The sequence below is a fragment of the Lachnoclostridium sp. Marseille-P6806 genome, assembly GCF_964238185.1.
Lineage (GTDB): Bacteria > Bacillota > Clostridia > Lachnospirales > Lachnospiraceae > Brotaphodocola.
In genome coordinates, this window is the sequence record NZ_CAXSLG010000005.1 from 196190 (window position 1) to 216807 (window position 20618).

The 20618-nt window shown below is 47.8% G+C and carries 22 protein-coding genes; 3 read left to right on the plus strand and 19 right to left on the minus strand.

Annotated elements, in window-relative coordinates:
* Nucleotides 1-6 precede the first annotated feature (6 nt).
* The 12 genes from era to mtaB form a co-directional block, all read right to left on the minus strand.
* Nucleotides 7-1008 (minus strand): GTPase Era, encoded by a 1002-nt coding sequence (era, locus tag ACESON_RS08450; RefSeq protein WP_373109214.1) that lies wholly within the window; start codon nucleotides 1006-1008, stop codon nucleotides 7-9.
* Between the two features lie 6 nt (nucleotides 1009-1014).
* On the minus strand, nucleotides 1015-3948 hold the full coding sequence (locus tag ACESON_RS08455) for an insulinase family protein (RefSeq protein ID WP_373109215.1): 2934 nt from the start codon (nucleotides 3946-3948) through the stop codon (nucleotides 1015-1017).
* A gap of 40 nt (nucleotides 3949-3988) precedes the next feature.
* Complete coding sequence (locus ACESON_RS08460; protein ID WP_177960201.1) at nucleotides 3989-4750, minus strand: ElyC/SanA/YdcF family protein; 762 nt, start codon at nucleotides 4748-4750, stop codon at nucleotides 3989-3991.
* A 12-nt stretch (nucleotides 4751-4762) separates the two neighbouring features.
* Nucleotides 4763-5122 carry a cupin domain-containing protein gene (locus ACESON_RS08465; RefSeq protein ID WP_177960202.1) on the minus strand — a complete coding sequence of 120 codons (360 nt, stop codon included), beginning with the start codon at nucleotides 5120-5122 and terminating at the stop codon, nucleotides 4763-4765.
* 76 nt (nucleotides 5123-5198) lie between these two features.
* Entirely contained in the window at nucleotides 5199-6443 is a 1245-nt protein-coding gene (locus ACESON_RS08470) for a U32 family peptidase C-terminal domain-containing protein (RefSeq protein WP_177960203.1), read from the minus strand.
* Nucleotides 6440-7093 carry a class I SAM-dependent methyltransferase gene (locus tag ACESON_RS08475; RefSeq protein ID WP_177960204.1) on the minus strand — a complete coding sequence of 218 codons (654 nt, stop codon included), beginning with the start codon at nucleotides 7091-7093 and terminating at the stop codon, nucleotides 6440-6442. Before ACESON_RS08475 ends, ACESON_RS08470 begins: the two co-directional genes overlap by 4 nt.
* 5 nt (nucleotides 7094-7098) lie before the next feature.
* Complete coding sequence (locus tag ACESON_RS08480) at nucleotides 7099-7512, minus strand: aminodeoxychorismate lyase (RefSeq protein WP_373109217.1); 414 nt, start codon at nucleotides 7510-7512, stop codon at nucleotides 7099-7101.
* A 27-nt stretch (nucleotides 7513-7539) separates the two neighbouring features.
* Nucleotides 7540-9207: a ribonuclease J gene (locus tag ACESON_RS08485; RefSeq protein ID WP_373109309.1), complete on the minus strand. Its 1668-nt coding sequence runs from the start codon at nucleotides 9205-9207 to the stop codon at nucleotides 7540-7542.
* Nucleotides 9208-9562: 355 nt separating this feature from the next.
* Nucleotides 9563-9841: a DUF1292 domain-containing protein gene (locus ACESON_RS08490; protein ID WP_177960206.1), complete on the minus strand. Its 279-nt coding sequence runs from the start codon at nucleotides 9839-9841 to the stop codon at nucleotides 9563-9565.
* Between the two features lie 4 nt (nucleotides 9842-9845).
* Nucleotides 9846-10268, minus strand: a complete 423-nt coding sequence (gene ruvX, locus ACESON_RS08495) for a Holliday junction resolvase RuvX (protein WP_177960232.1) — start codon at nucleotides 10266-10268, stop codon at nucleotides 9846-9848.
* Between the two features lie 180 nt (nucleotides 10269-10448).
* Nucleotides 10449-10709, minus strand: a complete 261-nt coding sequence (locus ACESON_RS08500) for an IreB family regulatory phosphoprotein (RefSeq protein WP_177960207.1) — start codon at nucleotides 10707-10709, stop codon at nucleotides 10449-10451.
* A gap of 144 nt (nucleotides 10710-10853) precedes the next feature.
* Nucleotides 10854-12158, minus strand: a complete 1305-nt coding sequence (gene mtaB / locus ACESON_RS08505) for a tRNA (N(6)-L-threonylcarbamoyladenosine(37)-C(2))-methylthiotransferase MtaB (RefSeq protein WP_373109219.1) — start codon at nucleotides 12156-12158, stop codon at nucleotides 10854-10856.
* Between the two features lie 168 nt (nucleotides 12159-12326).
* On the opposite strand from mtaB, the gene ACESON_RS08510 reads away from it, so the two are divergent.
* Nucleotides 12327-12560, plus strand: a complete 234-nt coding sequence (locus ACESON_RS08510) for an HPr family phosphocarrier protein (RefSeq protein ID WP_177960209.1) — start codon at nucleotides 12327-12329, stop codon at nucleotides 12558-12560.
* A gap of 75 nt (nucleotides 12561-12635) precedes the next feature.
* On the opposite strand, the gene thiI is transcribed toward ACESON_RS08510, so the two are convergent.
* The 6 genes from thiI to gpr form a co-directional block, all read right to left on the minus strand.
* On the minus strand, nucleotides 12636-13817 hold the full coding sequence (gene thiI / locus ACESON_RS08515) for a tRNA uracil 4-sulfurtransferase ThiI (RefSeq protein WP_177960210.1): 1182 nt from the start codon (nucleotides 13815-13817) through the stop codon (nucleotides 12636-12638).
* Nucleotides 13818-13830: 13 nt separating this feature from the next.
* Nucleotides 13831-14985 (minus strand): cysteine desulfurase family protein, encoded by a 1155-nt coding sequence (locus tag ACESON_RS08520; protein ID WP_373109222.1) that lies wholly within the window; start codon nucleotides 14983-14985, stop codon nucleotides 13831-13833.
* 21 nt (nucleotides 14986-15006) lie between these two features.
* Nucleotides 15007-15744: a 16S rRNA (uracil(1498)-N(3))-methyltransferase gene (locus ACESON_RS08525; RefSeq protein WP_177960212.1), complete on the minus strand. Its 738-nt coding sequence runs from the start codon at nucleotides 15742-15744 to the stop codon at nucleotides 15007-15009.
* 12 nt (nucleotides 15745-15756) lie between these two features.
* On the minus strand, nucleotides 15757-16713 hold the full coding sequence (prmA, locus tag ACESON_RS08530) for a 50S ribosomal protein L11 methyltransferase (protein WP_177960213.1): 957 nt from the start codon (nucleotides 16711-16713) through the stop codon (nucleotides 15757-15759).
* Nucleotides 16714-16772: 59 nt separating this feature from the next.
* Complete coding sequence (locus ACESON_RS08535) at nucleotides 16773-17534, minus strand: sulfite exporter TauE/SafE family protein (protein WP_373109225.1); 762 nt, start codon at nucleotides 17532-17534, stop codon at nucleotides 16773-16775.
* Between the two features lie 118 nt (nucleotides 17535-17652).
* A complete protein-coding gene (gene gpr, locus ACESON_RS08540; protein WP_373109227.1) occupies nucleotides 17653-18720 on the minus strand; it encodes a GPR endopeptidase in 1068 nt (355 codons plus the stop codon).
* Nucleotides 18721-18939: 219 nt separating this feature from the next.
* Between gpr and rpsT the strand changes: the two genes are divergently transcribed.
* Complete coding sequence (gene rpsT, locus ACESON_RS08545) at nucleotides 18940-19203, plus strand: 30S ribosomal protein S20 (protein WP_177960216.1); 264 nt, start codon at nucleotides 18940-18942, stop codon at nucleotides 19201-19203.
* Nucleotides 19204-19277: 74 nt separating this feature from the next.
* Here the strand turns inward: rpsT and ACESON_RS08550 are convergent, their stop codons facing one another.
* Nucleotides 19278-20048 (minus strand): Cof-type HAD-IIB family hydrolase, encoded by a 771-nt coding sequence (locus tag ACESON_RS08550; RefSeq protein WP_373109230.1) that lies wholly within the window; start codon nucleotides 20046-20048, stop codon nucleotides 19278-19280.
* Between the two features lie 92 nt (nucleotides 20049-20140).
* Here ACESON_RS08550 and ACESON_RS08555 point away from each other — a divergent pair, with 92 nt between their 5' ends.
* Nucleotides 20141-20467: a helix-turn-helix domain-containing protein gene (locus ACESON_RS08555; protein ID WP_373109232.1), complete on the plus strand. Its 327-nt coding sequence runs from the start codon at nucleotides 20141-20143 to the stop codon at nucleotides 20465-20467.
* Nucleotides 20468-20618: the final 151 nt, after the last annotated feature.

Here is a 20618-nt window from a genome sequence, read left to right on the forward strand (position 1 = left end):
CGTTCTCTACTCCTTTGGATTATATCCGTAGTTTTTCATCAGAATTTCACTGTCCCGCCATTCCTTGCGAACCTTGACCCACAGCTGGAGATTCACCTTTGTTTCCATCATGGCTTCAATTTCTCTCCGGGCTGTGCTGCCGATTTTCTTCAGCATGGCGCCGCCCTTTCCAATGACAATTCCTTTATGAGAATCCCTCTCGCAGACGATGGTGGCATCAATATCAATCATGCCGTTGGGACGCTCGCTCATCCGCTCAATGGTAACTGCAATTCCATGAGGGATTTCCTCATCCAGAAGACGAAGCGCTTTTTCACGGATCAGCTCTGCTGCAATCTGACGCATGGGCTGATCTGTTACTGTATCTTCGTCATAAAACATAGGCCCGTAAGGCAGATATTTAAAAATCAGCTCTGTAAGAAGATCCGTATTCCGCTTTCTCAGAGCAGAAACCGGAACAATCTCCGCAAACTGACATACATCCTTATATGCCTGAATGTAGGTGGCAATTTCCTTTTGATCCTTTAAAGTATCAATCTTATTGATAACCAGAATCACCGGTGTCTTTACCTGATTCAGCTGCTCTGCAATGTGGCGCTCTCCAGCTCCGATAAAGGTCGTGGGCTCTACCAGCCACAAAATCACATCTACCTCCTTCAGGGTATGCTCTGCCACATTGACCATATACTCACCCAGCTTGTTTTTGGCCTTATGGATACCGGGTGTGTCCAGAAAAATAATCTGTCCCCTTTCATCCGTATACACAGTCTGAATTCTGTTTCTGGTAGTCTGTGGCTTCTGAGACGTAATGGCGATCTTCTGCCCGATCAGATGGTTCATCAGAGTGGATTTTCCCACATTTGGACGTCCAATCAAGGTCACAAAGCCTGATTTTTTCTGAACCGGAGCCGTGGAAGCCGCCTCTCCGCTGTTTTCCTTTGCTGTCTTTTCCGGATTCAGCTCCGCCATCAGCTTTTCTATATCAAGTGTTCCTGCTTTCTTTGCCATGCGCATTTATCCTCTCGTAAGATTTGAAACCTCACCGAACATTCCGCGGTTTGCTTCTATTTTTTCCTCATTTCCAACCACGCAGAGACTTCCTGTTTCCAGAATTGCCCGTACCTGTCCAGCCAGCGCCCGAATATCATCCCGGTCTGCATCCAGAACCTGATCCCGCTCCTTCTGCATCATTTCCTCTGTCACTCCGGACAGGTAGGCAGAAAGGCCTCTTGCGCCCCGGGCAGAAGGTGTCAGAGGCGTATCCATGCCGCTGATAGTACCAATCACATATTTGGTCATATCCCGCTCATCTGGATCAAAGGCCTCCAGATAAGCCGGAATTCCCTCATATATTTCATTGGTTTCCTTCATGCCAGGATCCCGATAGGAAACAAGGTAGCCCTCGCCGGAACGGCCAAAGCCGCTCATGCAGCCATAAGCGCCGCCCTTGACTCTCAGATTCAGCCACAAATAATCATAGCTTAAAATCACCTGCAGAATCTTCAGAGCACCGGTATATGCAAAGCCCTTACTGCGGAAATTACCGCACCGAGCCACATAATTGACCTGGGAAGAGGTTTTCAGACCCTCGTTTTTATTCTCCACAGGATGAACAAAGGGATAACGCTCTCCGCTTCCCTCAGGCATCTTCTGACTTAACAGTGTCACAGTACGCGGCAGCGCCTCATAGCCTGTATCATCTGCTGTATAGCTGATCATCATATTGGAACGGGTAAACAGCTTTGCAGCTACCTCCTTAAGCTTTGCAGCAACGGCATTTTTCTGGGAATCGTAGTTCTTTTCCAGCTGCTCCAGGAAATGGTAATAAGCCGTTCCTCCGGTCAATTCATTGTAGTAGGCCGTCGGTGAGAAATAAGAGGTTGCCCGGGAAACAGCCGTACTGTGACCGGCATTTTCCAGACGCATCCGCGCCCTGGATCTAGTTTCTCCAATCACCTCACCCAAACGTTTTTCATCTGTAAAAACAGAGTGATTCAAAATTTCTTCTATCATGCCAAATCCAAAATCCAGCCGATCATACAATACCCGGATACTGGCAACAAATGCCCCTGTAAAATGCTCCGGCTCCTCCAGGTTTGCAAAAGAGGTTACTGCAAAATCAAGACCGCCGCTGTTTAAATGAATCTCACTGGTTAAATCGGAATAACCATAGCGCTCCGTATCCACGCTTCCCAGAACGGACTTCAGAAGTCCCACATATGGCAGATCCTCCTGCGGCACAGCATCTGTCCGAAACAGCACCTTCAGATAACCAATTCCTGATGTGAAGAAATTGTGGTGGAGAACCAAAATTCCATCCTCCCTCTTTTCTGTCCAGGAAAAGGTCTCTGCCTTTCTCTCAATGTCCTCCCGGCTTAACAGCGGAATTTTGGCCAGAATCTCCGGAGTGGAAGGCGTATCCTGATAAAGCTTCAGCTCCCTGGTATCCTCCACCAGTTTTCCTAACTGTTCCTGTGTCAGAGAAGCTTTGTATTCCGCCAGCTTTCCTGCCAGCCTTTCATCCTCTTTTGCTGTCAGATTCTTTTCAGGGCTGACAATCACAACAGCCTCAAAGGGATTGTCCAGAAGATACTCCCGGATCAGGTTTTCAAAATATCCCTCCTCCACTGCCTTCTTCAAATAGGTAAAGGTGTCCTCATAAGCCAGGTGCATCATGGGATCTCCGTCATACAGCCAGCTGTCCAGACACTGCAGACCAAACATCAGTCCCTTGGGGGCATTGCCATAATCTGCTTCCCGATATTTGAATTCATAGTAGTTGAGACCAGCTAAAAGGCTTTTTTTGTTGATTCCCTGGTCAGCCAGCTTCCGCAGAGTTCCCTTTACGACAGACAGGAATTCCCCTTTCTGATCCCGTCTGGCATCCTTGGCAATCACACTGAAATAGGGCTGAAGAATTCCGCTTTCGTATCCTCCCAGCACATCCTTTCCAATACCCGCATCAATCAGGGCCTGCTTAATCGGTGCTCCCGGCGCATCCAAAAGCGTATATTCCAGAATCTGAAATGCCAGGTACAGAACCGGATCCAGATCCGTTCCCACAACCGTATTTACGGAAAGGTAGGTGGCGTTTGTATCGTCCTCTCCCTCTGTAATAGAATAATGAAATTCCTTTTCAATCGGCTCTGCAAAGGCCTTCTGCTCCGGGATAGAGGAATCCACCGGGCGCTCCTCATAGTGGCAAAGATATTCCCGATCCAGCCATTCCAGCTTTTCTGCCATATCCATATCTCCGTACAGATAAATATAGCTGTTGGACGGATGATAATAGGTTTTATGGAAATTCAGGAATTTTTCGTAGGTCAGCTGTGGGATAAAGGCCGGATCACCTCCCGAATCCTTTCCGTAGCAGTTGTCTGGAAACAGGGTCTTCTGTGTACAGCTGTCCAGCAGACTTTCCGGAGAGGAATAGGCTCCCTTCATCTCATTGTAAACCACGCCATTGTAAATCAGCGGGCTTTCTTCCGATTCCAGCTCATAATGCCAGCCCTCCTGGCGGAAAATCTTTTCTTCCTTATAGATATTCGGATGGAAAACCGCATCCATATACACATCCATCAAATTCTGAAAATCCTTATCATTACAGCTTGCCACAGGATATACCGTTTTGTCCGGATAGGTCATGGCGTTTAAAAAAGTATTAAGGGAACCCTTGACCAACTCTACAAAGGGATCCTTCAGCGGGAACTTTTCCGAACCGCAGAGAACACTGTGCTCCAGAATATGGGGCAGTCCCGTATCGTCATCCGGCGGTGTCCGAAAGCCGATGCAAAATACCTTGTTTTCATCATCATTGGACAGAAGAAACAGCTTTGCACCTGTCTTTTTATGACGCAGCACAATTCCTTCTGACCGGGTTTCTTTCAGAGTTTTCCACTCCTTTACCTCATAGGCATCCAGCGCCTTCACTTTTTCCAGTTGATTCATTTCTTCATGTCTCCTTTTTCCGTCAATGAAATCTCATTATTTACAGGTTGCCCATTAACCGGTCTTTTAATATGGCCAGACTGTCCCGGAAACAGAAATGGGCAAACAGAATTTTATCCGATTCCGCTGCTATGCCGCGAATATTTTTCATTCCCTGCTTTGCTGCAATCAGGCGGGCCCGCAGCAAATGGAAATTGCTGGTAAGAATTCCCACTTCCTGCTTTCCGTTTTCCGCCTTTTCTTTCAGCAAAAGCCTGCTGTATGCAATATTTTCCGTCGTACTTTGTGACTGCTCCTCCAGAATCATCCGTTCTGGAGAAACACCTTTTTCTGCCAGGTACTGCCTCATGGCAGAGGCCTCTGTACAAGGCTCGTCTGCCCCCTGTCCACCGGACAGAATCAGCATGGTAGACGGATTCTGCTTTGCATATTCCGCAGCCTTATCCAGACGCAGCTTCAAAGTCCTGCTTACTCCCTCCGGCTTCACCGAGGCTCCAAGGACAATGACATAATCCAGATCTGGCTCCGCAGCTGCAGGAATCCGCCCAAAGATCAGAATCAAAACCGTCAGAACCACCAGACCTCCCGACGCACACAGAGTCACCATGGATACGGGAATCCACATAGGCATCCGATCCGGATATTTCTGATAAATTCGGACAGCTGCTGCCGAAACTGCAAAAAAACCGCCGGCCAGCAGCCAGATTGCAGCTGAGACTGTCCCGATCCCTGTGTAAACCACAATGATCCCATAGTAAGCCAGACAGACTGCCGCCGCCACTGCAAGAGTCCATGTCAACATATCCATACCCCGTTATTCGTACAGAAATCCCGCCTCATTGTAAATCAGAGCCATAAATTCCACATCACTGTCGGAATTATTTTCCAGACTGTGGAACTGTCCCACCTGAATGATACAGCAATCCCCAGGTCCTACCTTAGTGACAGTTTTATCATGATCGATAAAATCTGCCTCACCCTTCAGAATGTAGTAGGGCTCTGTATCTCTTACATGCTGATGCCAGCCTACACTGCTTCCCGGAGGAAGCACAACTCTGGCATACAGTCTTCCATGTCCCAGCATCTCCTCTTTCGAAATAATATGGTGAACATAAGCGGTTCCCTTTCCTCCGCCCAGGTTTTCTACTGCCTTCACATCTGCTTTTCGTACCATAAACTTTATTTCTCCTTTCCTGTTTTCAGCCTTCTGTTTTCAGCTTTTACTGTCGCTTCTCCCATTCCAGTCTTTTTCAGCCTTCCGTCTCCGGATCCATCTCGCTTCTGCGCAGAATATCATAGGGAGACAGCTCTGTTCCCAGATCCACATAGAGAATCTGCTTTGGATGGGGAGCGCTCTCCTGGGGGATTCCGTTCTCATCAGTAATTCCCCGGACCGTTACCTCTACATTCCGGCCGTCCGGCTTCATAACCTCAATGGCCTCTCCCACAGAAAACTTGTTTTTCTGCTCAATCCGGCACCATCCGTCCGGACGAACCTCTTCAATCGTACCCAGGTAGGTGTAATTCTTCACATAGGTGTTATTGTCGTAAATCTGGCTTTCTGCATCTGGCTTTCCGAAATAAAAGCCCGTTGTAAATTCCCGGTAAGTACATTTGGCAATCTCCGCCCGGTACCAGTCCAGATTTTTCCGGTAAAGCTCCGGATCCTTTTTGTAATCGTCAATAGCCTTTCGATAGGTTCTGGCCACTGTAGCCACATAAAGCGCCGTCTTCATCCTGCCTTCGATCTTGAAGCTGTCAATTCCCGCCTCAATCAGCTCCGGAATATGCTCAATCATACACAAATCTCTGGAATTGAAAATATAAGTCCCTCTCTCATTTTCAAATACAGGCATATACTCACCCGGTCTGGTTTCCTCCATCAGGGCATACTTCCATCGGCAGGGGTGGGTACAGGCCCCCTGATTTGCATCTCTTCCTGTCAGAAAATTACTGAGCAGGCAGCGGCCGGAATAGGAAATGCACATGGCTCCGTGAATAAAGCTTTCAATTTCCATATCCTCCGGAATCCGATCCCGTATTTCCCGGATCTCCTTTAAGGACAGCTCTCTGGCTGAAACCACCCTCTTAGCCCCCATCTGGTGCCAGAACAGATAGGTTCCATAGTTTGTGTTATTTGCCTGGGTGCTGATATGCAGCTCCATGTCCGGCAGCACCCGTCTGGCAATGGCAAAAACTCCCGGGTCTGAAATAATCAGAGCATCCGGATGGATTTCCTTCAGCTCTTCAAAATAAGCCTCTACTCCCGGAAGATCCTCATTGTGGGCCAGAATATTGGCTGTAATATAGACCTTTACACCATGCTCATGGGCAAAGGCGATTCCCTCCCGAATCTCATCATTCGTAAAATTTCTGGCTTTGGCTCGGAGGCTGAAGGCCTCTCCGCCCAGATATACTGCGTCAGCTCCGTAAATTACAGCCGTTTTCAGCACATCCAGACTGCCTGCCGGAATCAGAAGTTCTGTCTCTCTCATGGTTCTCTCCTCAGTATTTTTACACTTAAAGCAACGCCGTCTCCAATGGGAACAATACTGGTTTTCAGCTCCTCCATATGGGTCAGCGTATATAAATAGTCCCGCATCCGGGCATGAATGGTACGGTTGCGGCGCTCCACAGCAAACCGGGATTCTGCCACATCTCCGTCTTGAAGCACATTGTCTGTCACCAGCAGCGCGCCCTCCGCCATCAGCTCCAGAATCCGCGGAAGCCAGTGAATGTACTGGCCCTTAGCCGCATCCATAAAGATAAAGTCAAAGGTTCCGGAAAGCTGTTCCAGAACCTTATCTGCATCTCCCTCCATCAGGGTAATTGCGTCTTCCATCCCTGCCAGCCGGAAATTCTCCTTTGCAGCCACAATCCTGGGCTGATATTTTTCAATGGTGGTAATATGGGCGCCGGACGGCATGGACTGAGCCATCAACAGAGCCGAATAGCCCACTGCCGTTCCCACCTCCAGAATCCGCATGGGCTTTACCGCTGCAGTCAGGGTCTGAAGCAGAGCCCCGGTTTCCCTTCGGATAATGGGAACAGCGGCGGCTCTGGCTTCCTTTGCAATTTTGTCGCACAAAACTCCGTGCCCCTGATCCAGAGAATTAATATAATCCGTAATCCGTTTTTGATCCATCTTGGCTACCTGCTGCTTTCTGTATTTTCCTCTTCCTTTTCTGCCTCAGGTCCTTCGCTTAAAAGTCGCAGAATTTCCTTTGAGGTCATAGAAGTATTCAGGGTATACGTACCCGGAACGGCCTCATATTCATAAAATTTCATCTGGAACCTGGCGGCCAGCTCATTGTCAATCAGCCCCAGATCCTTAAGGGCTGCAGCAATATCCGCTCCAGAATCCTCTGCCGTCACAGTCAGAACCTTGTTGCTGCCCGGAGCCGGCTCCATGGGCGTCTGATAAAAAATAGTGTGGCCAAAGGCATACCCTCTGACAATTCCCTCTGTAAGCAGCAGAAGAATCAATGCATACAAAATCAGCTTTCCCGATACCCCGATGATGGTGCCTGTTATTTTATTGATGTCCTTTGTAATCTGACTCATCGGTCATCACTGCCTTTCTGATGTTGGTTACTCAACCTCCATGATAATAGGAAGGATCATGGGATTGCGCTTCATCCGCTTCCACATAAAGTCACTTAAGCTGTCGCGAATCACATTTTTCATCTTACCCCAGTCGGAAACATGGCGATCCAGACAGTCTGCCACAGCATCATCAACAACCTGACGGGCATCGTCCATCAGATCTTCCGACTCTCTTACATAGACAAAACCACGGGATACAATATCCGGACCTGCCAGAAGCTGGTTGCTGTATTTCTCCAGTGTCAGAACAACAATAATAATACCGTTCTGAGCCAGATTCTGCCGATCTCTAAGAACAATGTTTCCTACATCGCCCACACCAAGTCCGTCTACCAGAATGCCGCTGGCCTGAACATGCTCAGCCACCCTGCAGGAATCCTCACTGATCTCCACCACATCACCGGAGGACATAATCAAAATATTTTCTTTTGGAATTCCCATGGACAGAGCAATGGACCGGTTTGCCACCAGATGGCGGTACTCTCCATGCACGGGAAGAGCAAAACGGGGATGAAGCAGAGAATAAATCAGCTTAATCTCCTCCTGACATGCATGGCCCGATACATGGGTATCCTGGGTAATCACCTCTACGCCCTTCATGGACAGCTCGTTAATTACCTTGGAAACAGCCTTTTCATTGCCCGGAATCGGAGTAGAGCTTAAAATCACCACATCATTCGGCTTAATAGAAACCTTCCGATGCATACCAGAAGCCATTCGGGACAGAGCTGCCATAGACTCACCCTGGCTTCCTGTCGTAATCAATACCGTCTGCTCGTCCGGATAATTCTTCAGCTGATCAATTTCAATCAGAGTGCCGTCGGGAATATTGATGTAACCCAGCTCACTTGCCGTTCCGATGACATTGACCATGCTTCGTCCTTCTACTACAACCTTTCTTCCGTATTTGTAGGCAGAGGAAATAATCTGCTGCACACGGTCTACATTGGAGGCAAAGGTTGCCACAATAATCCTGTTGTTTTTATGCTCTGCAAAAATTGCGTCAAAGGTTTTTCCCACCGTCCGCTCAGAAGCTGTAAAGCCCGGACGGATTGCATTGGTACTGTCGCTTAACAGCGCCAGCACACCTTTTTTGCCCAGCTCTGCAAAACGCTGCAGATCAAAAGCATCTCCAAATACAGGCGTATAGTCTACCTTAAAGTCGCCGGTATGAACAATCACGCCGGCCGGCGTAAAGATCGCCAGGGCTGCCGCATCGGCAATACTGTGGTTAATCTTAATAAATTCTACCCGGAAGCATCCCAGATTGATGGACTGTCCGTGCTTGACCACCTTTCTCTTGGTGCTCTTCATCAGGTTGTGTTCTTTTAATTTATTCTCAATCAATCCGATGGTAAGCTTTGTTCCATACACCGGAACATTGATTTTCTGAAGAATATAGGGGAGGGCGCCGATATGATCCTCGTGTCCGTGGGTAATCACAAAGCCCTTCACCTTATCAATATTTTTTTCCAGATAGGTAACATCGGGAATCACCAGATCAATTCCCAGCATGTCATCTGTGGGAAATGCAAGTCCGCAGTCCACGACTACAATGGTATCCTCATACTCAAATGCAGTAATATTCATGCCGATCTGCTCCAGACCGCCCAGAGGAATAATCTTTACCTTTGGCTTTCCTTCTCCCTTCAGCTCTGCTGCCTTCGCTGTCCGGGACGGCTTTTTCTCTGCTGCCGCTGGTTTCCCTGTCCTTCCTTCCCCTTTTCCTGCTGTGCGGGGAGTCTGTCTTGGCGCCGGTTTTGCGCCTGCTCTGGAGGGTTTTCCACCGTTTTTTCCGCCTGTCCGTCCTCCGGCCCGGCTTCCGGTTTTCTCTGCGCTTTTTTCTTTTTCTGCGGCTTTATCCACGCTCACGTCCATCTGATTTTCCGCATATTCTTCCGGTTTGTCAAGCTGATAATTCTGATTTTCTGTCTTCAATTTTTTTCCTCCAAATTCATTCTGTCATCCTGATCCTTCTGTCTTTTCCGCACGTTTTCGTCCATGTCCGCTACTTTTGCAGTTCTACATCCATGTCCTCCATCAGCTCCGTAAAAATCCGGAACAGATAGTCCATTTCGTCATCATTCTCTACGAACTCATAGACAGCCTCACTGTCCTCCTGTCTGGATACGTCCTTTAAAATATAGCATTCGCCGTCCTCATCCTCATCTTCGGAATCTGTTACCAAAAGATAATTCATTCCGTTGATTCTGGTCTCCTCCAGCACATAAAAATCCACCGCTTCGCCGGTATCTGTCTGTAATGTAATTTTCTCTTCCTGTGCCACGTTCTCACTCCTTCAGAGATCCCAGGTAAGACTGCAAAATCAGGGTAGCTGCAATCTTATCAATCACCTTTTTGCGATCCTCCCGGCGCACTCCGCTTTCTATTAAAATCTCATTTGCCTCTATAGTTGTCAGACGCTCGTCCCACAGAACCACAGGGAGTCCAGTTCTGCGTATCAGCATATCGCGAAATTCTTCCGTTTTCCTTGCACGCTCGCCAATGGTATCATCCATGTTCTTAGGATAACCCAAAACAATGGTTTCAACCCCGTATTCCTTAATCAACGACTCAATCCTTGCCAGAGTTTTCCGAAGCTTGTTCTCCTCCTTACGGGTAATGGTCTCTACTCCCTGGGCTGTAATCCCCAGAGGATCACACACCGCCACTCCCACAGTCTTTGAGCCATAATCCAGTCCTAAAATCCTCATACACTGCCTTTCCAGGATACCGTTTCCCTTCTGTTCGGAAAACCACTCCTTTTTGCCTACAGAAAATAAAGCCAGCCCCATCTACAAAACGCATCCGGCATCCTCCGCAGTGCGTTTTCCGCTGCAGAACACTTATGCTCCGCAGCAGTGTAACAGATATGGCTGGCAGTTTTTTTCACTCTATCTCAGCTTCGTATCAATATAAACAGACATCAGCTCTTCCAGAATCTCATCTCGCTCAACTTTCATAATCAGACTTCTGGCGCCCTTATGGCTGGTAATATAGGTGGGATCTCCGGACATAATGTATCCAACAATCTGGTTCACCGGATTGTACCCTTTCTCTCTAAGCGCTGCATAAACCAACTCTAAAACCTGGCTGACATCCATCTTCTTCTCCTGTACTGCCCTGAAAAACTGTGTGTTATGAATTTCGCCCATGTTCCTCACGTCCTTTAACTATTCTTTTCTATTTTATACTACTTTGTCCAATTCGGCAAGGGGAATTTTTCCCGCTGTCTTCTTCTGCCTCTTTTTCCATACTGCTCACAGCAGCTCATTTTCCTATCAGAAATTTACCGCAGCTCAGGAAAGCAGAAGAATTTCCGGTGTAAGCATTTCTGTCAAAACTCCCTCTGCCATCTGATTTTTCCTGCCTTTTTCCAGGGGAACTACTGCCTTTACATATTCTCTGGTATGTCCAATCATGTAGGCTTTCCCGTCTATCTGTGTTTCTTCCTCCAGAAGAATCTCTGTTTTCCTGCCCAAAAAGCTTCTTCTATACTGTTCTGAAAGGCGTTTTTCCAGCTCCAGCAGTTCGTCGCTTCGCAGCGTTTTTATCTGCTCCGGAATCTGCTCCGGCATCCGATCCGCCCGAGTCCCAGCCCGGCGGGAATACTTGAAAATGTGCATTTCATAGAAGCCGATCTGCTCCAGAAAACGCTTTGTCTCCTGAAATTCTTCCTCTGTCTCCCCAGGAAATCCTACAATCACATCGGTGGTAATAGCCGGCTGTTCAAATGCCTTTCTGAGAATTTCGCATCCGCGGGCATACTCTGCTGCCGTATAATGGCGGTTCATGCGCTTTAAGGTTTCATCACATCCGCTCTGCAGAGAAAGATGGAAATGCGGGCAAAGCTTGGGGAGAGCTGCTAACTCTGATGCAAACTCCTCCGTTACAATCCGAGGCTCTAAAGAACCCAGGCGTATCCGCTCGATTCCCGGAATCCGGTGAATCCGCTGAATCAGCCCCAGGAGATTTTCTTTCTCTTCTGTAAAATCCACACCATAGGAGCTTAAATGGATTCCCGTCAGAACCACCTCCCGGTATCCTTTTTCTGCCAGCGTGCGTACCTCAGACTCAACGTCCTCTGACCGGCGGCTGCGAACCCGGCCCCTGGTATAGGGAATAATACAATAGCTGCAGAACTGGTTGCATCCGTCCTGTACCTTCAAAAATGCCCGGGTGTGATCCGCGATCCGGCTGATCTTTAATTCCTCGTATTCCTGTGTGTTTCCAATATCGATCACATGCACCTGATGCTTTTCCTGAAAATATTCCTCCAGAATCTCCACCAGATCCTGTTTTTTGTTATTTCCTATAATCACATCTACTGCCAGATCCTTCTTCAGCTCCTCGGAGGCTGACTGTACATAGCACCCTGCAGCCACCACCACCGCATCCGGATTCTGCTTTCTTGCCCTGTGCAGCATCTGTCGGGATTTCCTGTCTGCCATGTTGGTTACAGAGCAGGTATTGATGAGATACACATCTGCCTTTTCATGAAAAGGCACGATCTGATACCCGGCCACCTCCAGTAACTGCTGCATGGCCTCTGTCTCATAGGAATTCACTTTGCATCCCAGGTTATGTAGGGCTGCTGTCCGCATATTCTTTTCTCCTTTTCCCGAACTCTTTACCGGGTTTTCACCGGATTTTCACCGAAACTCCCTATTGACTTTTCTTCCATATCTGGGTAGTATTTATGTAGGACTGGCAGTTGGGATTCTCCCTGCCGTCACAAAAAAATACTGAAAACCATTAAGGAGGTTTTATACATGAAAACTGTTCGTATTTCTTTAAATTCCATTGATAAAGTAAAGTCTTTCGTAAATGACCTGACCAAGTTCGACGTTGACTTCGATCTGGTATCCGGCAGATACGTAATCGACGCCAAGTCCATTATGGGTATTTTCAGCCTGGATCTGTCCAAGCCCATCGATCTGAATATTCACGCAGAGGCTGGTATCGATGAGATTCTGGAGACCCTGGCTCCCTATATCATTCAGTAAGTTCTTCTGAATATCTGTTTTTAGAGAATGCAAAGGATGCTTCTGTTCGAGAGGCATCCTTTCTCTGTTTTATCTTTAGTCACACCAAACAACCTCTGCGGTCTCCAGGGCCGTCTTTACCATCTCATCAATCTTTTCTTTCAGATTCTGCTCAGATTTGTGAATCATATTCAGATTCGGCTTAATCACCGGATGCTTTGCCACAAAAATAGTGCAGCAGTCTTCATAAGGCTGAATCGAAGTCTCAAAGGTTCCGATCTTCTCAGAAATATCAATAATCTCCTGCTTATCAAAGCCAATCAGCGGGCGGAATACCGGCATTGTGCAGACCTCATTGGTTGCCGCTAAGGACTGAACGGTCTGAGAAGCTACCTGACCAATACTCTCTCCTGTAATCAGGGCCAGAGCGTTATTTTTCCGTGCAATTTCCTCTGCAATCTTCATCATATAACGCCGCATGATGATCGTCAGCTCCTCGTGAGGACACTGCTCGTAAATATACAGCTGAATATCTGTAAAGTTTACGATATGAAGCGGAATCGGGCCGGAATAGCGGGCAACCAGCTTTGCCAGATCAATCACCTTCTGCTTTGCACGGTCACTGGTATAGGGCGGTGCATGGAAATAAACTGCATCAATCTTTACGCCCCGCTTGGCAATCATATAGCCTGCTACCGGGCTGTCGATTCCGCCGGACAAAAGAAGCATGGATTTTCCGTTCGTTCCCACAGGCATACCGCCGGGGCCCGGAATCATCAGGGAGTAAATATTGACTACCTTTCGAATCTCAACCTTCAAAAGAACCTCTGGCTTATGAACATCTACAGAAGTTTCCGGATAGGCGTTTAAAATTACCTCTCCCAGCTGACGGTTCATTTCCTCAGAATGAACCGGATAGTTTTTATCTGCTCTCCGGCTGTCTACCTTAAATGTAAAATGGCGATCCGGATAAGCCTCTCCAATATAATCGATCACGACCTGCTTAATATGCTCAAAATCCTTATCTTCAATCTGAAGCATCGGACAGATCCAGGCAATGCCGAACACATGCTGCAGAGCTTCAATGACCTCATCATAGTCATAATCTCCCTCTGCCTGAACATAAATCCGGCCAGCCTCCTTGGATGCCAGAAATCTTCCCTCTACTCTGCGCAGAGCATTTTTAATCTGCTTAATCAGAGCATCCTCAAACAGATACCGGTTTTTTCCTTTTGTTCCGATCTCTGCGTACTTAATTAAAAATGACTGATATACCATAGTTTGTCCTCTCTTATCCCCGCTGATACCGGCGAAGCACCGGCAGCAGCTCCTTTAACGTATCAATGCAGTAATCGATCTCTTCCTTTGTGTTAAAAATGCCAAAGCTGATGCGGATAGTCGCATCCAGGTATTTCTGCGCCAATCCGATTCCCTTCAGTGTCCCGCTGATGCCAGGATGATGGGAGGAGCAGGCAGAACCGGAGGAAACGTAAATTTCCTTATCCTCCAGCGCATGAAGAAGCACCTCGCTTCGAACGCCCTCAAAGCTGACGCTGACAATCTGGGGGGCGCTTTCCGTTCCCATTTTGCTGTTGACTAGCGTGCCCTCAATCTCTCCCAGGCGATCTATCATGTAGTCCTTCAGCTCTGTCAGGCGGCGGATTTTCTCCTCATGATCCGTGTACATTTCTTTTGCAGCAACGCCCAGCCCTGCTGCTCCAGGAACATTTTCCGTGCCGGAACGAAGATTGTTCTGCTGGCCTCCGCCATAAATCAACGGCTTGATTTTCACGCCGCTTCTGATATAAAGAAATCCCACGCCCTTGGGGCCGTGAATCTTATGTCCGCTGACAGACAGAAGATCGATTCCCTGCTTTTTCGGTCGAATTACATATTTTCCATAAGCCTGGATTGCATCCACATGGAAAATCACCGACGGATTTTTAGCCTTGATGATCCGGGAAATCTCTTCTATAGGTTCTACTGCGCCCACCTCGTTATTTACATACATCACAGACACCAGAATCGTATCTGGACGAATCGCCTCCTCCAGCTGCTGAAGGCTGATATGGCCGTTATGATCCACAGGCAGAAAGGTTATCTCAAATCCCAGCTCCTCCAGATAGGTCAGCGGATTGTAAACGGAAGGATGCTCCACTGCCGTTGAAATAATATGGCGTCCTGCCCGCTGATTGGCCAGAGCCGTACCGATCAGGGCCATATTGTTGGATTCTGAGCCGCCGGAGGTAAAAAGAATTTCCTTTTCTGCTGCCTTTAAGGTTCCTGCAATAATTCTGCGGGCCTCCCGGATATACTGCTCCGCCTCCATACCTTTTCTGTGTTTGGCGGCTGCATTGCCGTAATCCTCTGTCATGGTTTTTACTACAATATCCTTTACGCTGTCCAGCACGCGGGTACTGGCGGAATTATCAAAATAGCACTCCATTTTTTTCTCCTTATTCGTTTGTTACTGTTCCAGCTGGAACATGAGAATTGACAGAGCCGCCATTCCTGCTGTCTCTGTTCTCAGGATTCGTCTTCCAAGAGTAATCGGATGGATTCCCTTTTTCACAGCAGCCTCCACCTCTTCCCGGTCAAATCCGCCTTCAGGGCCTATGTAAATTCCTGCCTGCATTCCCGGCTTGATTCTGCCAAGAATCTCCCTGGTTTTTTCCATTCCCTCTTCCAGCTCGTAGGGAATCAGATTGATGTCAAACTTTTCGGAATAGGAAAAGGCCTCCGCAAGCGTCATCACACCCTTCACCTCTGGAATCTGCATCCGGCCGGACTGCTTGGCTGCGCTTTCCGCAATGGCATTCCAGCGGCGGACTTTATTTTCTTCTTTCTTTTTATCCAGCTTTACCACAGAACGCCTGGTTGCAACCGGAATGATTTCACAGGCTCCCAGTTCTACCGCCTTCTGAATAATCAGCTCCATTTTATCTCCCTTGGGAAGTCCCTGGAAGAGATAAAGTCTGGCCGGAAGCTCACTGGAATCCGTTTCCTCAGAAAGAATTCTCGCTCTTACAAACTCCGGCTCCATGGTCTCCAGCTCACAGATATAATTCCGGGAGATGCCGTCCCGTACTCCGATCTTCTCTCCTGCCTTCATCCGCAGTACATTGCGGATATGATTCACATCCTGCCCTGTAATCACAGCATATCCATCTGCAATCTGAGAGGTGGCTACAAAAAAATGATACACGCTCCCGCTCCTTTACTTTCTCCGGGCAGTAATGGATACCCACTCACCCTGGTATGTAGTTTCCAGAATCTCCAGTTCCTCATTGGCTTCCATGGCCTGGCGCACGTCCGCCTCTTTTGTATTGATAATGCCTGAGGTAATAAAAATACCTCCGTGCTTTAAGTGGGCGCAGATCTCTCCCTGCAGCATGATAATAACCGGCGCCAGAATATTGGCAACTGCAATATCATAGCACTCATACCCTGCCTGATCCTGAATGGCCTTATCATCAATAATATTGCCCTGAACCACACAGAAGCGCTCCTGGGAAATATCATTGGATTCCAGATTCTCTCCTACTGCCGTAATGGCATTTTCATCCAGATCTGTGCCAAACACATGATGGGCGCCCAGCTTTAAGGCCGCAATACCGAGAATTCCGCTTCCTGTTCCCACATCCAGAATATCGGAGCTGCTGTTCACATATTTGCGCAGCTGGCGGATACACAGCTGGGTTGTTTCATGCATTCCTGTTCCAAATGCCGTACCTGGATCGATCTGAATCAGCAGCTTGTCTCTGTGCTGAGGGGGAATCTCCTCCCAGGTAGGCTTAATCAGAATGTCATCTACTGTAAAGGGCTTAAAATACTGCTTCCAGTTGTTGATCCAGTCCTTATCCTCTGTCTCGGAAACAGCAATGGTCCGCTCTCCTACATTGACAAACTGGCTCAAATCGTCCAGACCTTCCTCAATCTCCCGCAGAATAGTTTCCAGATTGGATAAATCCTCCAGATAAAAGCTCACCTTTGCTGTTCCGTCATCCGGCGGAAGCTCCGGCAGAATGTCAATAAACATCCCCTTGGTATCTGCCTCTGACAGAGGAATATTGTCCTCGATTTCGATTCCTTCAATGCCGATTTCATCCAGCATGCTGCTGATCAGATCCACTGCCTCAGTTGTGGTCTTCAGGGTAAATTTTGTCCACTTCATAATGAAGTCACACTCCTTTCCTGAACGGTTACAATTTTTCAATATTGTCCCGTTTTTCTTTATGCACCTGCAATAATTTTCACAAATAAAATAGCGAGAACCACCAGAATCACTGGACGCACAATCCTCTGTCCATTATGTACCACCAGACCGGAACCAATATAATGACCGGCAATGCAGAACACGCCTGCTGCCAGCCCCAGTCCGTAAAGGACAGTTCCATTAACCAGGAAGTTCACTAAAGCTGCCACATTGGATGCCAGGTTAATCACCTTCGTCAGGGCTGATGCCTTGCGCACATCCATTCTGGCCGCTCCCGTAAGAATCAGAAGCAGGAAAGTACCGGTTCCCGGTCCGTAAAAGCCGTCATAAGCGCCCACTACCAGCGCTGCCAGCACAGCAATCGCAAAGGCTGCTTTTTCCGGCAGCGGCTCCTTTACTGCCACATCACCCAGATTTTTGTTGCGGAGTACATAGAAAGCTACCACCGGCAAAACAGGAATCATAAGATTTTTCAGCACCTGTTCACTGACCAGCAAAGAAAGGCTGGAGCCGATGGAGGAACCAATGAGGGATGCAATACAGGCTGCCACAGCGATCTGAAGCATCTGCTTTCCTTTCAGATATCCGTTTTTCAGATACCGGCCTGTGGAAATGGTTGTTCCCATAGCTGATGCCAGCTTGTTGGTTCCAATGGCAAAGTGGGCCGGAACTCCTGCAATAATATAGGCAGGGAGGGAAATTAGTCCGCCGCCGCCCGCTATAGCATCCACAAAACCAGCCAGAAATACCAGCGGACATACAATCAAATACTGTATCATTGTTCTTCTCTCTTTCGTATCGTTATTATGTCTGCTTATGCCGGATAAGCCGCTGCTTTCAGACTGGTATCCCTTCCTGAAAAGATTCAGCCCGTTTTCGGCACAAAGCTACAAGCTATCATATCACAGAATCCGCTCCTTTACAACCGGGTGCTTCCGAAAAAACAGAGGGAAAAAAAGCCCCATGGATTCCCTGGGAAATCGTATCCCCCAGCTGCTTTATGGTTTGATCAATATCCGGAGGCGTAACATAAAGGCTTCCAAATTCCGGCTCAAGAAGCTCCCGAATCAAGCTGTACTGCTCTTCTGGCCCCATATCGCGCACAAACTCTCCCATTCCCCTGGTTTCTCTGCTGTCTGCCAAAGCCTGAATCATGGTATTGACTGTATCATGGACAATGGCCGCCGCCCCCACTACTGTAGGTACGCCAATGGCCAGAACAGGAACCCCCAGGCTTTCTTCTGTCAGACTGTGCCTGTGGTTTCCCACTCCGGAGCCTGGATGGATGCCTGTGTCTGTCAGCTGGATTGTGGTTCCCAGACGGCGAATACTTCTGGCTGCCAGAGCGTCAATGGCAATCACAAGCTGCGGTCTTGTTTCCCTGATAATTCCCTTTAAAATTTCTGCCGTTTCCATCCCGGTCTGGGCCATGACACCAGGTACAATTCCACTGAGAACAGGAAGACCGCGCTCACTGCAAAATCCTGGCCCCATCTGGCTTTCCAGATGCCTGGTCATCTGAAGGTTTCCTATAGTTTCTGGTCCGAGACTGTCCGGCGTCACCAGATGATTTCCCAGGCCAACTGCAAGAATCCGAATGCCTGCTTCCGCCTCATTCCCCTCCCTGCCTGTCCGGTGATGTTTCAAAAGTGAAGCCGACAGCCGCTGTATCTGTATAGCCAGCTCCCGGGAAACCGCCTCCTGACATTCTTCTCCCCTCTTTGCCAGCTGAGGCGCCTCCAAAGTCAGGTAGGTTCCCTGGGGCTTTCCCATGGCTTCCGCCCCACGGCCGTCAAGAATCCTTACCTCCGACAGCTTGACCAGAGACTGCTCCCCTGTCCATTCCCGCAGAGACACGCCTGCTATTTCGCCGCCGTCCCCTGGAACGCATTCCCGCTGTTCCAGAGCCAGGTCTGTACGAACCTGAAATTCTCTTTTTTCCGTTTTTATTCCTGAATTTTTCATTTTTCACTCTCCAATCATCTGCTTCCCGCAGATCTGCTCTTCAAATACGTCATTTTCCTGAACAGTTCCTATTTTTTCTCAAAAAACTGCCTTTTATGTATTGACTTTTCCTGATGGATTGGTTAGAATACAAAAGTATGTTTACATTGAACTGTCCGTGTCCAGACTTTGATGCAAACCAAAGACTATGAATAAAATTTATAATTGGAGGTGCCCAGATTGGCTAACATTAAATCTGCTAAAAAAAGAATTTTAGTAAACGAAACCAAAGCTGCTAGAAACAAAGCAATCAGATCCAAAGTAAAAACTGCTTGCAAGAAGGTTGACGCTGCTGTAATTGCCGGAGACAAGGCTGCTGCTCAGGTAGTTTTAAACGCTGCTATTTCCGAAATCGAGAAAGCAACCAGCAAGGGTGTTTACCATCAGAACACAGCTTCCAGAAAGGTTTCTCGTCTTTCTAAAGCTGTCAACGCTATGGCTTAATCATTGGCTGGAAGATCGATATGATATAAAAAATCCGATTCTCAGGTGTGGAGAATCGGATTTTTTGTTTCCTCTTACAAAAGACCGTGGCGATAAAGAGCCCGGACAACACCGTTTTCATCTACGCTTTCTGTTACCTCATCTGCTATGGCCTTTACCTGCGTGTCTGCATTTCCCATGGCAATTCCAGTTCCGGCAAATTTCAGCATATCCATGTCATTCTCTCCATCACCAAATGCCATAATTTCCTCCTGACTTATAGAACAATCCTCCAGAAAACGCCGGATTCCCGCAACCTTCCCGCCTTTTTCCGGAATCACATCCACAGCCCTTTCATGCCACCGGATCATGCGGCTCTGGTTTAATGTTCTCACCAGCTCATCTGCCTCCCAGCCTCTGTCATAGAGAATAAACTGATAGATTTCCTCACCCGTATACACGCCCGTCTCCGGCACCGGCGTAGAAATATCTGCCTGGGCCCGCCGGACCGCATCATTGACAAAATTCAGATACATCCTGTCTTTTTCCACAATCATAACCGGCATTTCTCTTCTTTCAAACACCAAAAGCAGACGCTTGGCATCCTCCGGTGCAATCGGATTTCCATAAAAAAGCTTTCTGTTTCTATCCAGACAAAGCTGACCATTTAAGGTCACATATCCATCAAACTCCAGATGATTGACCGGGAGATCAGAAAACTCCAAAATATGGCGTCCTGTTGCGGCAAGCAGAAGAATTCCCTTTCTCCGAAGAAGGGCCAGAGCCTCTGCTGCTTCTGCCGAAACCCTCCCTGTTGTATGAGAAAGAAGGGTTCCGTCTATGTCAAAAAATATAGCCTTTATCATAGTCTGATTCCTTTCTGACGTATCATATCGTCCAGTTATGGATAATATACATAACTGGATTGTGCTGTTTAAATAAAACCAGAGGTGATTTCATGATTTTATACAACCAGCTCTGGGAAACAATGAAAAGAAGGGGCATTACCCAGTACCGTCTGATTAAATACTACGGTATCAGCGCCGGTCAAATCAACCGGCTGAAAAAGAATTCCTATGTATCAACTCACACCATTGATGTGCTGTGTACCATTTTAAACTGCTCTGTGGAGGATATTATGGAATTCCGCATGAATTCGGCGCCTACGCCGGAGCTGGGAATTGATCCGGCTGTAGCTCTTCCGGCAGACAATCAAATGCCGGAGACAGATCTGCGCTCTCCCTCCATCGCTTCTCTTTATGATGCAGACAAGGAAGAGCAATAATTACGTAACAGTTCAGCCTTGCGGGGATTCAGTCAGAAAAACTCGTTGAAAGTTTGCTTTCATAAGAATTTTTCTGACTGAATCCACATAAGGCGGACGCCTAAAGCTTCTTGTCCGCTGTAAGCGGGCAAGAAGATGCACGACTGAACTG

What these genes read in the sequence shown, in the direction of transcription:
- prmA (WP_177960213.1), bottom strand. Translation starts at nt 16,713, where the DNA reads ATGAAGTGGACAAAATTTACCCTGAAGACCACAACTGAGGCAGTGGAT.
- ACESON_RS08465 (WP_177960202.1), bottom strand. Translation starts at nt 5,122, where the DNA reads ATGGTACGAAAAGCAGATGTGAAGGCAGTAGAAAACCTGGGCGGAGGA.
- ACESON_RS08550 (WP_373109230.1), bottom strand. Translation starts at nt 20,048, where the DNA reads ATGATAAAGGCTATATTTTTTGACATAGACGGAACCCTTCTTTCTCAT.
- ACESON_RS08480 (WP_373109217.1), bottom strand. Translation starts at nt 7,512, where the DNA reads ATGAGTCAGATTACAAAGGACATCAATAAAATAACAGGCACCATCATC.
- ACESON_RS08470 (WP_177960203.1), bottom strand. Translation starts at nt 6,443, where the DNA reads ATGAGAGAGACAGAACTTCTGATTCCGGCAGGCAGTCTGGATGTGCTG.
- ACESON_RS08475 (WP_177960204.1), bottom strand. Translation starts at nt 7,093, where the DNA reads ATGGATCAAAAACGGATTACGGATTATATTAATTCTCTGGATCAGGGG.
- era (WP_373109214.1), bottom strand. Translation starts at nt 1,008, where the DNA reads ATGGCAAAGAAAGCAGGAACACTTGATATAGAAAAGCTGATGGCGGAG.
- gpr (WP_373109227.1), bottom strand. Translation starts at nt 18,720, where the DNA reads ATGAAAAATTCAGGAATAAAAACGGAAAAAAGAGAATTTCAGGTTCGT.
- ACESON_RS08555 (WP_373109232.1), top strand. Translation starts at nt 20,141, where the DNA reads ATGATTTTATACAACCAGCTCTGGGAAACAATGAAAAGAAGGGGCATT.
- ACESON_RS08460 (WP_177960201.1), bottom strand. Translation starts at nt 4,750, where the DNA reads ATGTTGACATGGACTCTTGCAGTGGCGGCGGCAGTCTGTCTGGCTTAC.
- ACESON_RS08455 (WP_373109215.1), bottom strand. Translation starts at nt 3,948, where the DNA reads ATGAATCAACTGGAAAAAGTGAAGGCGCTGGATGCCTATGAGGTAAAG.
- ACESON_RS08510 (WP_177960209.1), top strand. Translation starts at nt 12,327, where the DNA reads ATGAAAACTGTTCGTATTTCTTTAAATTCCATTGATAAAGTAAAGTCT.
- mtaB (WP_373109219.1), bottom strand. Translation starts at nt 12,158, where the DNA reads ATGCGGACAGCAGCCCTACATAACCTGGGATGCAAAGTGAATTCCTAT.
- thiI (WP_177960210.1), bottom strand. Translation starts at nt 13,817, where the DNA reads ATGGTATATCAGTCATTTTTAATTAAGTACGCAGAGATCGGAACAAAA.
- ACESON_RS08500 (WP_177960207.1), bottom strand. Translation starts at nt 10,709, where the DNA reads ATGGGCGAAATTCATAACACACAGTTTTTCAGGGCAGTACAGGAGAAG.
- ACESON_RS08535 (WP_373109225.1), bottom strand. Translation starts at nt 17,534, where the DNA reads ATGATACAGTATTTGATTGTATGTCCGCTGGTATTTCTGGCTGGTTTT.
- ACESON_RS08520 (WP_373109222.1), bottom strand. Translation starts at nt 14,985, where the DNA reads ATGGAGTGCTATTTTGATAATTCCGCCAGTACCCGCGTGCTGGACAGC.
- ruvX (WP_177960232.1), bottom strand. Translation starts at nt 10,268, where the DNA reads ATGAGGATTTTAGGACTGGATTATGGCTCAAAGACTGTGGGAGTGGCG.